We start from the raw sequence: 16658 nt of genomic DNA on the forward strand, positions 1-16658 counted from the left end.
TTTCTTTATAGCTAATTTTCCTTAGAAGAATCGCGGTGCATTAATTGTACTACGACGATTAAATAGTTCAAATCTTAAGAAGATCTCGTGTGAACCTGAGTTATAACGTTGAAGCGCAGTAGTCTCAAAGTCATAAGAATACCCTACAAATAGATTTTCATTTACTTGGAATCCTGCCAAAGCGCTCACTGATGCATCCCATCGATAAGCTGCTCCTAAAGTAAATTTATCATAGAATAAAAAGTTAGCTGTTAAATCAACCTGTAATGGTGCTCCGCTTACTGCCTTAACTAAAGCTGCTGGTTTAAATAAAATATCTTGACTTAAATCAAATACATATCCTCCCATTAAATAGAAGTGCATCTTTTGACGCATCGTCGTGATATCATTATCATCATAGCGATCCGTAGTTAAGAAGTTCGGAACTGATAACCCAACATAAGCTTTATCAGAATACATATAAAGTCCTGCTCCAATATTTGGATTAAACTTGTTGTTTAGATTCTCTTGACTCACGGGATCTGTTGGGTTGTGGATATTAAGCTTTGAATAATCAACACTTAATAGATTAGCAGTCGCTTTTAACCCGAATGCTAATTTGTAATTCTCATTTAAGTCAATAGCATAAGCTAAATCTACAGAGATATTATTCTCGTCCATTGCTCCAATGCGATCATTGGTAAAGTTCACTCCTAGTCCTAATCCACTTTCTCCAAGAGGGGTAGACACAGACACATTCGCTGTCTTAGGTGCTCCATCTAGTCCTACCCACTGTGTTCTGTACATACCAAACACATTAAGTGTTCCACGACTCCCTGCATAAGCTGGGTTAATCATATTAGTATTATACATATACTGGGTATACTGTGGATCTTGCTGAGCTTGCATAGTTTGGAAGCAGCCTATTAGCAATAGACTGATTCCAATTTTCTTTATATTTTTCTGAATACTCATAACTCTTCTTACTTATTACTTTCTAACTGTAGATAACCCGATTTCTTAATCATACGAGAGCCATGCTTATCTTTATACTCATAAGTAACAATATAAAAGTATGCTCCTGTTGGTAGTTTCTCATTTTTACTAATGGTCACTCGTCCATCAGAGTATCCTCTAAACACATTACCTGCACTGTCATAATTATGTGTATCAAACACTTTCACTCCCCAACGGTTGTAAATCTCTACTGTATTATTAGGGAATCTGTTGATATTATCTATAATAAAGTAATCATTCTTACCGTCTTCATCAGGCGTCACAAGATTGTAAATAACGATATCTCCATCTAAAATTAAGTCTGTCTTAACAGTCGCTAACGTAAAGAATCCGTAGCCCTTCACACTAGTAGGTGTTGTGATCTCTTTTTTCTCCACATCCACTACTCCTCCTTCGTCTACCCAAAGTTGCTGTTTAGCATCCCATCGTACGATGTGTAATTCTTTCTCTGGATTCACTAATAACTCTTTAGGAGTAGTACGCTCATCCCAACTCAGCGTCAACATGATGTCTCCTTTGCTGTTATCTCTTCCTTTATCTACTGTCCAGTACTCGCGTTCATCTATAAGTTCTATGACTCCTGTCTTCGCTGAACGTGATCTAAAGAAGTTCTTATCATCTAAGTTATACTTTCCTTGATAAGCATCCTTTACATTATTTGGCGCAGTGATTCTAGCATATCGGTAAAGTCCCTTATCTCCTTTAGGATATTGAAACTCCTCATTACCTATTTTCTCTACATAGCCTTCGGCATGACTTTTATCACTAGGGTGTAAAGCCTTGGCTCCTTGATGAAACGTCAGCATTCCTTTTAAAGAATCTACTTTGATAATCCCGTCTTTAAAATCTACTGATCCGCGTACATTCGCTTCGTTTTTAAGGTCAAAAGCTACAACTGGCTCTGCATTATCTAAGACTACATTATAAAAGTCAGTAGGTTTACTTCCCGATATAAGCTGTTGCCCTTTTTGATCTTCATATTTTGTGAAGACAGCTACAGATTTTGTAGCATTATCTTTGTGATAATATAGGTTTTCATTTTTAAAGTTGTTGTAGTAATAGGCTGAACCGTTATTCTCTACTATTCCTTTTTCTGTATTAGTAAAGTCATAAATAGTAGATAATAATCCTCCCTCTGCAATAGAGAATTTTCCTTGGTTAACTAAAACCTGATCTTTCTTCTCTTTTTGAGCGATACTAGGTAAGCTTATCAAAAGCCCACCTAGTATTATTATTTTCTTTTTCATACTACTTTTTTCTTTTTATTGTTTTACTAGTAGTGGTTGGATTAGTTATAATCAAAGGTTTTTTACAGTTATCTTGATCAGTAATTACATCTACTGTACTAGCTGATATACAGTCCCCTGTTGTTATCGTCCATGTAAACTTATATATTCCTGTTACATCTAATCCTGCTACAATAGTTCTAGGATTAGTATCATCACTAAATGTTGGTACCATACCTGCTGGTGCTGACTCCACAGTCCATTTACCTTGCCCTGCACCTGGGTCATTTCCTACTAATACTGTTCTAGCTCTACAGAAAAGATCTTCTTGATTACTACCAGCATTTGCCCCCACTTGTGCAGATACTATAACTTTAAAAGTAGTTTCTCTTGAAGCCCCTGAACATGCATAATCCTCAGCCAACAACCAATCTACAGATTCAATATATCCTTCTGCTTTAACCTTAAAAACATACTCACCTGGCATATTTAAATTATGAATAGTTGTTTGAGTACTTTTTAATGATCGGGTAGTATTATAAGAATCATAGGTAGGTGTATTTGCCCCTACAGGTTTAGAAACTACAGAAATCTCATACTTGCCAGAATATCCCATCATATATGTTGGGTCTATTATTTCTTGAAAAACAGCGGGTAAGGAAACAACAGCATCCACTACCCCTGAACCAGGATAACACACAACCACATCATTTATTTTAAGATCTATCCTATTCCCATCAGATACATGAATATAATAAGTTGTACTTTTTCCACATGAACCATCTTTATTATAGGTTATTGATATAGGATATGTTCCTACTCTCCATCCCCCTAAAGGTGGAGTAACTTTAAAATATCTTTTCGCTAATCCATCCCCAAATGTTTCAATAGTAGGTACTAATCCTGCTGGAACATACTTACTATTAACTCTTGCAGTAGCATTTATTGTTGTAGGGTCATCACCTTCTCCTAAAGAGTAATTAATATTAATAGGGGTAGATTTTCCAACCATGCCACATAAAACTTCTCCTCCAGAATCTCCCCCTGCATAGGCCATATGTTGCTCTGGATAAGCGGGGTCTATAAAACTAATCACGTTAGCCTCTACACCAGTTATATTAATTGTATTCTGCGTGGTAAAGGTTCCTTGCGAATTACTTACTGTAATTGTATACGTATACAATCCAACTGCATTAGTTATAAAATGTATGTCATCAGTTTCAAAATAAAGAAGGGTAAGGTTTCCTCCAACTGGCTGACTTATCACATTTAAAGTAATAGTTGTCCCTAAACCATCATACCCTGTAGTTCCATTATTAGTTCCATTATAATAACTTGCTAAGCGAGGAGAACTATCTTGATATCTAACATAAACATGATTGTTCGTTAACGTTGTTGCACAAGATTCATAACTTTTAAAACTAATCTGTGGATTAGGAATAAACCTAACTGTAATAGTCTTTTCATACGAACAATTAGGATTATAAGTAGATGTAATCTTTAAAGTTAAAGTATACGCAGGATCAGCATCATGATTTGCTTTCTTTATTAAGCTAAATGTTGGATTTGCAATATTTGTAGCACTAAACGTAGCATTATTTGAATTCTTACGCCCAAATCTAATCCATTCATAAATATTCTCAGCCGACCATACTCCTGTAAAACCTTCAGGTATTACACCATTCAAATTAACTGTCCCAACAGATGCTGGAATAGTTAAAATATCACTCCCTGCACTAAATGATGATACATCCCCCGAAGAGGTAATAGTAACATGTGAAACAGCTTTAGTACCAACCTTCGTTAATTTAAAAACATAAGGTCCAGGTTTATTCATTCCAGTAACAGTAGGAGTTAAAATACTTGGATTACTAATTATTGGATCTGTCGCCCCTGGCGGTTTACTTTCTATAGACCAAGTTATCCCGTTAGTATCTCCCGCATCTGTACTACCTTGCAAAGTATACTCTGTACCACAAATAGTTCTATTTCCTCCTGCATTTACAGATTGTGCATACCCTACCACCGTACTAACTAATGTAAATACTAGGATACATAGGTATTTATTTATATTTCTTATATAATTCATAAACTTTTCATTATTAATTAAGTAACTCTTCGTTACAATTACTTAGCTATATACCTAGACTTGCCTAATAAAAGACAAGCCTAGATAAAATAGTTTATTAATTATCGTTTCTTACAGCGAATACAATATTCATAAATGTACCTACTGTTACGTCTGCACCTGGTTGTAATTCGTAGTTTAATATTCCACTATCACTTACTGTTACAACTTTAAATACTGAAGTATCATACCATGTTATATAGTAATCCAACTCAGACGCTGGCAATACTGGTAAAGTTGTATTCTTACCTATATTAGACGTTTTTGGAGTTCCAAACTGCATCGTATAACGTCCATATAAATCAATCTTACCAAGTAAAGTAGTATCACTAAAAGTATCACTTGCTAAATGACCTGATCCAGGAGCATTTAATTGCTCTTGACTAGTAGGAATAACAATAGAAGGCATATAGAAGAACTTCGGCATGGCTGCTTTTAATCCTTTAATAATATCTCCATTATTATCAACAGCCATTAGATGTTGAGTTTGTTCATTCTGAACATTTTTCTTATCTAATCCTGTTAATGCTAAAGTATTTGCGCTTGTTGTTACAATCTCAGTAGCCTTTAATAGAGTACCTCCTAACTGTACATTACTTCCTGTTTTAGTCAATCCATTATCTGCTGTTACACCTAAAGTAGATTTATCTTCCCATTTTGGTTTTCCAGTAGCATCAGTTACTAATACCTGATTATTTCCACCATCAGCCATATCAATAGGTTGAATCGTTCCGTCTTTAATCTTACCAGATGTAATTGACTCATCTTTTACTCTAAGACTTGTCTCTACTAGTACAGCTTTTGTACCTCCTGTCACAACTTCTATCGTTGGATTAGTATCAGCTGCTTTAAGATCTTTAGCATTTGATACATTCGTTACATCTATACTAGGTGTTCCTGCTATCCATTCTGTTCCATTATACACTAACGCCTGACCATTAGCTGTAGGTGGAGTTTGATTAACTGGTTTTCCTTTTAATGTAGTTAACTTATTCGCATTAGCTGGTCCTGTTACATCCCCTACTAAGATTAGTTTAGATTCATCTGCATTTACTACATATGGGCTACCTTCTGTTCCTGCTCCAGTAATTGTAATAGCATGACCTTGTATAGTTTTTCCACCAATACCGTCTTTTCCATCTTTACCTGTGATTGATGCGATGAAGTCTGCCCCATCTTTTCCATCATTTCCAGGTAAACTTTGCCAGATCTCTAATGCTGATTTTCCTTCATCTCCTTTGTCTCCTTTAGGTCCTAAGATATTTGTCCATGTATTTGTTGTTGGATCATATACCCATACTCCTGAATCATTGTGTACAATAGTTACGCCTTCGCCTGGTCCTCCTGCTTCACCTGGTTTCCCTGGTTCTCCTGTCTGACCTGGTTGTGATTCTGATTTAAAGCCTGTATCTCCTTTGTCTCCTTTAGGTCCTAAGATATTTGTCCATGTATTTGTTGTTGGATCATATACCCATACTCCTGAATCATTGTGTACAATAGTTACGCCCTCACCTGGTCCTCCTGCTTCACCTGGTTTCCCTGGTTCTCCTGTCTGACCTGGTTGTGACTCTGATTTAAAGCCTGTATCTCCTTTGTCTCCCTTGTCTCCTTTAGGTCCTAAGATATTTGTCCATGTATTTGTTGTTGGATCATATACCCATACTCCTGAATCATTGTGTACAATAGTTACGCCCTCACCTGGTCCTCCTGCTTCACCTGGTTTCCCTGGTTCTCCTGTCTGACCTGGTTGTGACTCTGATTTAAAGCCTGTATCTCCTTTGTCTCCTTTAGGTCCTAAGATATTTGTCCATGTATTTGTTGTTGGATCATATACCCATACTCCTGAATCATTGTGTACAATAGTTACGCCCTCACCTGGTCCTCCTGCTTCACCTGGTTTCCCTGGTTCTCCTGTCTGACCTGGTTGTGACTCTGATTTAAAGCCTGTATCTCCTTTGTCTCCTTTAGGTCCTAAGATATTTGTCCATGTATTTGTTGTTGGATCATATACCCATACTCCTGAATCATTGTGTACAATAGTTACGCCCTCACCTGGTCCTCCTGCTTCACCTGGTTTCCCTGGTTCTCCTGTCTGACCTGGTTGTGACTCTGATTTAAAGCCTGTATCTCCTTTGTCTCCCTTGTCTCCTTTAGGTCCTAAGATATTTGTCCATGTATTTGTTGTTGGATCATAAACCCATACTCCTGAATCATTGTGTACAATAGTTACGCCCTCACCTGGTCCTCCTGCTTCACCTGGTTTCCCTGGTTCTCCTGTCTGACCTGGTTGTGACTCTGATTTAAAGCCTGTATCTCCTTTGTCTCCTTTAGGTCCTAAGATATTTGTCCATGTATTTGTTGTTGGATCATATACCCATACTCCTGAATCATTGTGTACAATAGTTACGCCCTCACCTGGTCCTCCTGCTTCACCTGGTTTCCCTGGTTCTCCTGTCTGACCTGGTTGTGACTCTGATTTAAAGCCTGTATCTCCTTTGTCTCCTTTAGGTCCTAAGATATTTGTCCATGTATTTGTTGTTGGATCATATACCCATACTCCTGAATCATTGTGTACAATAGTTACGCCCTCACCTGGTCCTCCTGCTTCACCTGGTTTCCCTGGTTCTCCTGTCTGACCTGGTTGTGACTCTGATTTAAAGCCTGTATCTCCTTTGTCTCCCTTGTCTCCTTTAGGTCCTAAGATATTTGTCCATGTATTTGTTGTTGGATCATATACCCATACTCCTGAATCATTGTGTACAATAGTTACGCCCTCACCTGGTCCTCCTGCTTCACCTGGTTTCCCTGGTTCTCCTGTCTGACCTGGTTGTGACTCTGATTTAAAGCCTGTATCTCCTTTGTCTCCCTTGTCTCCTTTAGGTCCTAAGATATTTGTCCATGTATTTGTTGTTGGATCATATACCCATACTCCTGAATCATTGTGTACAATAGTTACGCCCTCACCTGGTCCTCCTGCTTCACCTGGTTTCCCTGGTTCTCCTGTCTGACCTGGTTGTGATTCTGATTTAAAGCCTGTATCTCCTTTGTCTCCTTTAGGTCCTAAGATATTTGTCCATGTATTTGTTGTTGGATCATATACCCATACTCCTGAATCATTGTGTACAATAGTTACGCCCTCGCCTGGTCCTCCTGCTTCACCTGGTTTCCCTGGTTCTCCTGTCTGACCTGGTTGTGACTCTGATTTAAAGCCTGTATCTCCTTTGTCTCCCTTGTCTCCTTTAGGTCCTAAGATATTTGTCCATGTATTTGTTGTTGGATCATATACCCATACTCCTGAATCATTGTGTACAATAGTTACGCCCTCACCTGGTCCTCCTGCTTCACCTGGTTTCCCTGGTTCTCCTGTCTGACCTGGTTGTGACTCTGATTTAAAGCCTGTATCTCCTTTGTCTCCCTTGTCTCCTTTAGGTCCTAAGATATTTGTCCATGTATTTGTTGTTGGATCATAAACCCATACTCCTGAATCATTGTGTACAATAGTTACGCCCTCACCTGGTCCTCCTGCTTCACCTGGTTTCCCTGGTTCTCCTGTCTGACCTGGTTGTGACTCTGATTTAAAGCCTGTATCTCCTTTGTCTCCTTTAGGTCCTAAGATATTTGTCCATGTATTTGTTGTTGGATCATAAACCCATACTCCTGAATCATTGTGTACAATAGTTACGCCCTCACCTGGTCCTCCTGCTTCACCTGGTTTCCCTGGTTCTCCTGTCTGACCTGGTTGTGACTCTGATTTAAAGCCTGTATCTCCTTTGTCTCCCTTGTCTCCTTTAGGTCCTAAGATATTTGTCCATGTATTTGTTGTTGGATCATAAACCCATACTCCTGAATCATTGTGTACAATAGTTACGCCTTCGCCTGGTCCTCCTGCTTCACCTGGTTTCCCTGGTTCTCCTGTCTGACCTGGTTGTGACTCTGATTTAAAGCCTGTATCTCCTTTGTCTCCTTTAGGTCCTAAGATATTTGTCCATGTATTTGTTGTTGGATCATATACCCATACTCCTGAATCATTGTGTACAATAGTTACGCCCTCACCTGGTCCTCCTGCTTCACCTGGTTTCCCTGGTTCTCCTGTCTGACCTGGTTGTGATTCTGATTTAAAGCCTGTATCTCCTTTGTCTCCTTTAGGTCCTAAGATATTTGTCCATGTATTTGTTGTTGGATCATATACCCATACTCCTGAATCATTGTGTACAATAGTTACGCCTTCGCCTGGTCCTCCTGCTTCACCTGGTTTCCCTGGTTCTCCTGTCTGACCTGGTTGTGACTCTGATTTAAAGCCTGTATCTCCTTTGTCTCCTTTAGGTCCTAAGATATTTGTCCATGTATTTGTTGTTGGATCATATACCCATACTCCTGAATCATTGTGTACAATAGTTACGCCCTCACCTGGTCCTCCTGCTTCACCTGGTTTCCCTGGTTCTCCTGTCTGACCTGGTTGTGACTCTGATTTAAAGCCTGTATCTCCTTTGTCTCCTTTAGGTCCTAAGATATTTGTCCATGTATTTGTTGTTGGATCATATACCCATACTCCTGAATCATTGTGTACAATAGTTACGCCCTCACCTGGTCCTCCTGCTTCACCTGGTTTCCCTGGTTCTCCTGTCTGACCTGGTTGTGACTCTGATTTAAAGCCTGTATCTCCTTTGTCTCCCTTGTCTCCTTTAGGTCCTAAGATATTTGTCCATGTATTTGTTGTTGGATCATATACCCATACTCCTGAATCATTGTGTACAATAGTTACGCCCTCACCTGGTCCTCCTGCTTCACCTGGTTTCCCTGGTTCTCCTGTCTGACCTGGTTGTGACTCTGATTTAAAGCCTGTATCTCCTTTGTCTCCCTTGTCTCCTTTAGGTCCTAAGATATTTGTCCATGTATTTGTTGTTGGATCATAAACCCATACTCCTGAATCATTGTGTACAATAGTTACGCCCTCACCTGGTCCTCCTGCTTCACCTGGTTTCCCTGGTTCTCCTGTCTGACCTGGTTGTGACTCTGATTTAAAGCCTGTATCTCCTTTGTCTCCTTTAGGTCCTAAGATATTTGTCCATGTATTTGTTGTTGGATCATATACCCATACTCCTGAATCATTGTGTACAATAGTTACGCCTTCGCCTGGTCCTCCTGCTTCACCTGGTTTCCCTGGTTCTCCTGTCTGACCTGGTTGTGACTCTGATTTAAAGCCTGTATCTCCTTTGTCTCCTTTAGGTCCTAAGATATTTGTCCATGTATTTGTTGTTGGATCATATACCCATACTCCTGAATCATTGTGTACAATAGTTACGCCTTCGCCTGGTCCTCCTGCTTCACCTGGTTTCCCTGGTTCTCCTGTCTGACCTGGTTGTGACTCTGATTTAAAGCCTGTATCTCCTTTGTCTCCCTTGTCTCCTTTTATAGCAGTTATAAAAGCTTCTCCATCCTTTCCATCATTACCAGGTAAACTTTGCCAAATTTCTAAAGCAGACTTCCCATCTGCTCCTTTATCTCCTTTAGGTCCCTTTGTTAAATCAATAGTAACAGCATCTCCGTTTTCATTTGTATATGTAAATGTTCCATTACCATTGTCTACCAATGTAGTAACCGTTTCATTTCCTTTAACGATATCGTTAAACGTGATATTCTTTATGTCTCCTTCTTTGGTTACATAAGTAAATGAGTTTCCATCATAATAAACATTACCTCCTACATAGCTGTTGTTAATTACTTCATACAATTCTTTCTTAACTATTTCATTGTTAATAATCTCCTTGAAGTTTTTAATTACACTCTTAGGAAGTTTAATTCTATACCCTTTGTTTAGAATAGGATTTCCTTTTCTGTCAATTGCATCCTCGTTATAAAAAATATAATCTCCAGAAGTTTCATCATACTCTATCTTAGTAACTTTCTCTTTTATTTCTACTTTTTCACCATTATCGCTTATGTAGTATAATTTATCACCTTCATAAACAACATTACCTTTAGTTGTATTAACAATATTAGTAATCTCTTCAACAATATTTTTATTATTGAAAATCTCTTGGTAATTATTAATTACAGCATCAGGAATATCCTTAACAGTAGTTAATCGATTCCACTTATCGATATACCAATAATAATATCCTGGTTTCAAATCATTCTTAACAGTAGCAGTATTGTACACAAGCATGCTATTAATTCCATTTTTAGGAAATTCGCTAATTGTGACAACATCTTTACTGTCCTTTAATGCAATACGTGGAATCAACAACCCCCTATTGGTTGATTCAATAGTTAACTCTGCCGATTTGTTTGGAGTTAAAGTTCCAATCCCTACTTGTGCATTAGCAGCAAAACTACTTACTAATAAAGCAGCTACAGATAGTACTCTTTTTTTCATATATTTCTCTACAATTTATTTTAACCTAACAATACTTGATTTATAATACTACATCCTATTCCGTAAACAGTACTAAAGAATAGAAATACAATTAACTCCCTGTTCAGAAATTATTGACAAGCAAATATATTTGCACCAATTGTTAATAATTGTATCAGAAATCGAATAAAATGATTAAATGAAACGTATTGATACGTAGTTTAACGAATGAAACAAAAACACAACATATTACAAATCAACAAAGTAAATACAAAACTAGTTTTAAAATATTAGGTCAGCTCTATTTAACCACTACTCCTCTTTTACCTTTTAATTTTGCATGAAAATGGCACTCTTTTACTTAATTAATAAAGCTGATTAGTACAAAAACAGAGGCTAACAATAGGATAGGGATAATCAAAAAAGTTTGCTTTTACTTGTAAAAAAGACAGTTCCAATATTTGGTGATAATATTATTTTCTCAAAATAAAAGACAAGGATAATAGGTCACATATTTCTCTATTCTATTAAATAATTCTTCCTACTAAGACAAAAGCTTAGTTATAAAAAAGCTAGAAACTTTCTGATAAAAAAAGTTTTGTTCGGGGCTTGTTCGGAAACTCTTCGGAAAACACCCTGTTTTTCCGAACAAATACCCTTTTTTCCCGAACAAATCTTTTTAGCACGAGTCAATTCATTAGTTTTTTTTTGTGTTATTCCAATGTGAAAATAGATTATACAAAAAAACGGCTACCAATTAAAAATTGATAGCCGTTTGTCACTTATACAATTAAGATCTACTTTTAAAACAAGGATAAATCTCCCCTAAACTAAACTTACAGAGTTACTTTATAACTAAGCTATATGGAGATATGTAATTATGCTCTAGCATTACCAGAAAAAAAAATCATCTAAAAACCAACCATTCTATATTCATTAGGTGTTATTCCAACACAATCAACAAAATGCTTTTTAAAAGTATTTACAGATTTAAAACCACAACTATTTGCTACTACATCTAGTGTCCAATTTTCCTTTCTCTCTAATAATCTAAGGGCATGGTTAACCCTATATTTACCTACTAATTTATAAAATGTTGTATTTAAACAGTCATTAATTACCCTACTAACCGTACTTCTATTATCCTCAATTATCAATTCGCATAATCTGCTCAAAGAAAAATCATTTTCTAAATAGGATAAGTCTTGTTCAAAAAAAATAGCAATCTTTTTTGCAATTAATACTTCCTCCTCTGTAAATGTCACTATTGGTTGGCTAGTAATTATTTGATCTTTTACTTCTTCTACAGCTAGATCCGTTTTACTCGATATTTTATAACTAAATAACTCTTTTTTCAATATTAGTTTATTAATTATTAAAGTAAACAGAGTAATACAAGAAATAAACAGAATAACAATATCTATTCCTATATCTATATACTTTATATGTAAGGCTATAGTCTCACTGAATAGCAAACCTAATAAAGAATCTACATTAAAAAGTATGAAATCAAACAACAAAAAGAAATTAATAAAATGAATATATCCTCGATGTACTTTATCTTCAATTTTAACTCTACTAATGCGAGTAAAATAAAACAAGAGATACATAATGCTAAAAAAGTTAAACAATGAATCTTCTAACCAAATCTGTAAATGAAAAAATGTATGTATAATAATAACAGCTATTCCCAACATTAAAATACTGTATAGCTCTGACAATACCATTCTATTATTGGCTATAGGAATAAGAGAAATTAAGATAATACTACCCACCCAAGGAAAAATATTAAACTCCATGCATCCTACCGTACTTGTACAGAATACTAAACAGAAAGTAATAAAAACCAGTAATAGTACATAAAGTATGTACTCTGATAAACATTTCTTAACTATTTTATTTACAAACATAAGTCGCATTACGTATATATTTTTTAATATAATAATTCACATTAAATAAACACTTGTACAACTTAAGACTTAAAATTATCAAAAAGTCACTTTACGCGAACAGTCATTCAGCACAAATCAAAAACAAAGAACAAATAAAAAAGTTAATAAATAACATATAAATATATTTATAAACAAAAAAAAGGATATTACTTAACTATTAAACTAAAAAATTAATATTAAAAACACATATGTTAATCTTTTATTTTAACATATATTATCTTTTAAAATCCAAAGCTATTTAGTATTTCAGAAGCTGTACTTCTAAAAAAAACTGTCTAGGATCTTTATTACTTACTCAATAAAGCAGAAGGAGGAAAACCATACACCTGTACAAATGCACGATAGAAAGACAATCTGGTATTAAATCCACAAAAACTAGTTAACTCCTCTACTGTCACATCCTTATTTTTTTCTTTAATTAATCCCACTGCATACTCTACCCTTAGCCGGTTTATATATTGTCTAAAGCTTATAGAATTAGATTCTCTAAAATATTCTGACAATTCCTTCTTATCTATTTCTATTACTTCAGAAAGCTTTTGCAAGGTTAAATCTACATTCAGATAAAGCTTACTTTCAATTAGTTGTTCAAACAATTTCTGACGAATAACCATCATGCGCTGTTCTTTCTCCAAAGTTAATTGCAGTTGCTTTGTATCCAAACAAACCTCCACTACCTCTTTTCCCTTACATTCTATAACCACTTCCGACTCGTCAAGCTCTGGTTGGCTTGCTAAGTTTGATTCTTCTGACTCTCCTATTAATAGCTGTATTGCTTCACTTTTTATCTTTAATCTTCCTTTGCAATGCTTAATTACATAACTATTTATCGCATCTAAAAAAGCAACAATAATAAAAAGAAGACAATAGAAGATATAAATATAATCAACATCAAAAACTCCTATAGGCTTAAATGTCAACACGCCGTAGAAGAAAGAGCAACTTAAAACTAATAAAATATAACTCACAACCACGCTATTCTTTTTAAACTCTAACTCATGTTTTATCATGTATAAATAGCCATAACTTCCATATAACAAACAACTTCCTGCTATCAGCACATAAAGTATTCTATCTAAGGAAAGTAAATATTCGGAGTTAGGTAAAAATAACTTCGACAACAAATAAAATATTGGAAAAACTAGAAAAGGTAATAAATGCCATAATATCTTAATAGAGAAATTATATAATAGCAAAAACAACAAAGGACCTATCGTTAAAGCAAAATAAGCACTTAAGTGAAAGTCAAAAACACCTTTATCTCTCTTTATCAGATACACTAGAAAAGAAGATAGAACTAAAATACAACATAGAAAAAAAATCTTCTTATCTATATTGCGTTTTGATTTATTAAAACTAAAAAGTACAACATAACTAACAAAAAAAAGGAGAATCAAAAATAATAGAACCATAATAAATTGTAAATAGGGAAACAATTAAACTCTGTACATAAAATCTTTTTAAAAGAAAAAACCCTCATTTTTTTGATCACTTTGATAGACACAATAAAAAATTTGTAATATTTTTATTAGTCCAAAAGCTATCCAAAAGAGTAACACATACTACATTTAACAAAAATGGATAGTTAAATAAATAGGATTTGAAGAGTGCTTATATACTTAAACTTGAAAAACAAAACTAGAAGCCTTATGTTAATTCTATGTATCAAAACAGGCTCTCTCTCCTCATCTAAAGCCTAATGGTACATACTTTAAGAATATCAAACGTTAAAAAAGTACAGCATCCGTTTATATAGTTTACTTTTTTAACAACTAAACACATTATTATTTAACTTTCTGTATAATAGAACAAGTCTAAAGGTAGATATTGGTAAATTAAAGTATGGTTTACTACTTTTCTTTCAAAACCTCTAAATACACCTCTAAAAAAGAAAAGCGGTACTTTATAGGAAATACCGCTGTAGTTACAAAAAACTGACTATTTTTATTTATCTAATAAAGCTGAAGGAGGAAAACCATACCACTGAACAAAGGCTCTATAAAAAGATAATCGAGTATTAAACCCACAATAAAATGCCAGTTCTTCTACCGTGATATCCTTATTTTTTTCTTGAATCAAACTAACTGCATATTCTACTTTTAATCGATTAATATACTGTCTAAAATTAGCTGAATGCCCATTTTTAAAATACAATACCAATTCTTTTTTACTTATACGAATGACAGTCGCTACTTGATCGATGGTTAGATTAGGCTCTAAATAAAGTTTGGATTCTATCAGGTCTTCAGACAGCTTCTGACGAATAATGTCTATTTGTTCTTGCTTCTCTATGTACTCTACTTCTTTTTTATTCTCTCTATACTCATCGGGTAACTCCTGTAAGAATTCTGACCAGACTACTTGCTTCCCCTCCCCTTTTATAAGATACTCCGCTTGATCTAAGACACTAGAATCTGTTTTTTGTTTTCTACAGCTTAGAGCAACGTTGAGTTCTGTCAACAAAGCTACTCCTATCAAAAAGAAACAATATATCATATACACATAATCTGTATCTAATGCTTTAGGAGATTTAAAGAAGAGTAATCCAAAAAAGAAAGCACAACTAAAGACTAATACGATATAAGAAACAACAATGCTATTATGTTCAAAACTGAGTTCTTCTTGAACTGCGTAGAGATAGCCATAACTTCCATAGATTATACAGCTTAGTGCTACTGTTGCAAAGAGAATATCATCTACAAATGGCAAATACCACAAATAAAAAGAAGGCACAAAAAAGAAACTCAAAATATCTATTGCTGAAAAGATAATAAGAGGAAGAAAATGGTAATAAATCTTACTCTCCTTATCCTTTAATAACAACAGTAATAATGGACCTATAGTCAAACCTAAAAAAGCTCCTAAAGAGAAGTCTAAAGCAATTTTATCTCGCTTAATAAAGTCAACTAAAAATGCTAATACTACAAGAATACAAGAGAGATAAAACACCTTTTTATCGCCAATCTCTTTAGACATATTATGACTAAATACAAGGACATAACTAACAAAAAGTAATACTATTAAGAATAATAAAATCATAATTTAAACGCTTGGGGGAGCTTATATCATTTATGTATAGTTCAACTAGATATTAAACCTAATGGTTATCTTCTAAAATTTGTCTTTCTCGTTCCATTATGAATTGAAACACAACTATTTTTATTTAGCTTATGATCTACATATATGACATCTGTTTATTTAAAATTCAGATACTCTTTTAATTGTATCACAGAATACTTTTTATTCTTCACTATTACAGTTACCAGATATGCACACAAAGTAAGCATACTAATAAATAAGATAATCAACTTAATACCTATATTAAAGTACATAATTTGCTCGGCATGTATACTGTGATAGAATTTATCAAAAACGATTCCAACGTTCAGAAGTACAACATAAAATATGAGAAAATAATTAATAAAGCACGTATATCCTTTTTGAAATCTATTCTTTATCGTAATTTTTTTAGCATAACAATAAAAGAACAAAATATACATCACACAATAAAGGTTGAACAAGGATATCTCTAATAAATTAAAGCTGTGCTCTACTAGATTTACAATCAGAAAAACAATCCCTACGACGATTAGTTTATACGCTTCTCTTTTTATCAAAGAATAGGAGAAGAAAGGCAATAAAGAAAGTAAAACAATATTAGCTACTAAAGGAAAAAAGTTAAACGATACTTCTAAAAGCATCTCCTTGTAAAAAGGAATGCACAAAAGAAGAAAGACAGTTAGAAGAAAGAAAAACAGCTTTACAGGACTATTTTTGTTGACTCTTTTTTTGAATTCCCCCTGTCTCATATAGCTATTGTTGTTAAAAAAGACATTTTTAAAAACCTTATAATTTATCATATCGTGAGGAGAAGGTACAAAAAAGTCACATACACCAATAGTTCACACACTGCAACAATCCGTGATATACTCTATCTTTTCAGAGAATATTATAAAGAATATGTATAAAGAGGAGTAAATAGAAAACTATTATTCAAAATA

At 34.7% G+C, this 16658-nt stretch carries 8 protein-coding genes; all 8 read right to left on the reverse strand.

Translation table 11 applies throughout. The annotated features are described in order from the left end of the window. Positions 1 to 21: 21 nt before the first annotated feature. Positions 22 to 954, reverse strand: coding sequence for a type IX secretion system membrane protein PorP/SprF (locus tag MYRA21_RS16560; protein ID WP_039329928.1), 933 nt, complete (start codon positions 952 to 954; stop codon positions 22 to 24). Positions 955 to 962: 8 nt separating this feature from the next. Continuing rightward, entirely contained in the window at positions 963 to 2243 is a 1281-nt protein-coding gene (locus MYRA21_RS16565; RefSeq protein ID WP_039329931.1) for a gliding motility-associated C-terminal domain-containing protein, read from the reverse strand. Position 2244: 1 nt separating this feature from the next. After that, a complete protein-coding gene (locus tag MYRA21_RS16570) occupies positions 2245 to 4311 on the reverse strand; it encodes a hypothetical protein (protein WP_039329933.1) in 2067 nt (688 codons plus the stop codon). A gap of 97 nt (positions 4312 to 4408) precedes the next feature. Then, complete coding sequence (locus tag MYRA21_RS16575) at positions 4409 to 10726, reverse strand: hypothetical protein (RefSeq protein WP_039329934.1); 6318 nt, start codon at positions 10724 to 10726, stop codon at positions 4409 to 4411. 890 nt (positions 10727 to 11616) lie between these two features. Further along, on the reverse strand, positions 11617 to 12504 hold the full coding sequence (locus MYRA21_RS16580) for a helix-turn-helix domain-containing protein (RefSeq protein ID WP_235279982.1): 888 nt from the start codon (positions 12502 to 12504) through the stop codon (positions 11617 to 11619). A 440-nt stretch (positions 12505 to 12944) separates the two neighbouring features. Beyond that, entirely contained in the window at positions 12945 to 13778 is an 834-nt protein-coding gene (locus MYRA21_RS16585; protein WP_235279984.1) for an AraC family transcriptional regulator, read from the reverse strand. An 823-nt stretch (positions 13779 to 14601) separates the two neighbouring features. Continuing rightward, positions 14602 to 15696, reverse strand: a complete 1095-nt coding sequence (locus MYRA21_RS16590; protein ID WP_039329940.1) for an AraC family transcriptional regulator — start codon at positions 15694 to 15696, stop codon at positions 14602 to 14604. 155 nt (positions 15697 to 15851) lie between these two features. Then, the gene (locus tag MYRA21_RS16595; protein ID WP_235279986.1) at positions 15852 to 16358 is read right to left on the reverse strand and encodes a hypothetical protein; all 507 of its coding nucleotides are present in this window, start codon (positions 16356 to 16358) and stop codon (positions 15852 to 15854) included. Positions 16359 to 16658: the final 300 nt, after the last annotated feature.

Origin of the sequence: Myroides sp. A21, from assembly GCF_000807225.1 — a bacterium.
Classification (GTDB): domain Bacteria; phylum Bacteroidota; class Bacteroidia; order Flavobacteriales; family Flavobacteriaceae; genus Flavobacterium; species Flavobacterium odoratimimum.

What these genes read in the sequence shown, in the direction of transcription:
- MYRA21_RS16560 (WP_039329928.1), bottom strand. Translation starts at nt 954, where the DNA reads ATGAGTATTCAGAAAAATATAAAGAAAATTGGAATCAGTCTATTGCTA.
- MYRA21_RS16565 (WP_039329931.1), bottom strand. Translation starts at nt 2,243, where the DNA reads ATGAAAAAGAAAATAATAATACTAGGTGGGCTTTTGATAAGCTTACCT.
- MYRA21_RS16570 (WP_039329933.1), bottom strand. Translation starts at nt 4,311, where the DNA reads ATGAATTATATAAGAAATATAAATAAATACCTATGTATCCTAGTATTT.
- MYRA21_RS16575 (WP_039329934.1), bottom strand. Translation starts at nt 10,726, where the DNA reads ATGAAAAAAAGAGTACTATCTGTAGCTGCTTTATTAGTAAGTAGTTTT.
- MYRA21_RS16580 (WP_235279982.1), bottom strand. Translation starts at nt 12,504, where the DNA reads ATGGAGTTTAATATTTTTCCTTGGGTGGGTAGTATTATCTTAATTTCT.
- MYRA21_RS16590 (WP_039329940.1), bottom strand. Translation starts at nt 15,696, where the DNA reads ATGATTTTATTATTCTTAATAGTATTACTTTTTGTTAGTTATGTCCTT.
- MYRA21_RS16595 (WP_235279986.1), bottom strand. Translation starts at nt 16,358, where the DNA reads ATGCTTTTAGAAGTATCGTTTAACTTTTTTCCTTTAGTAGCTAATATT.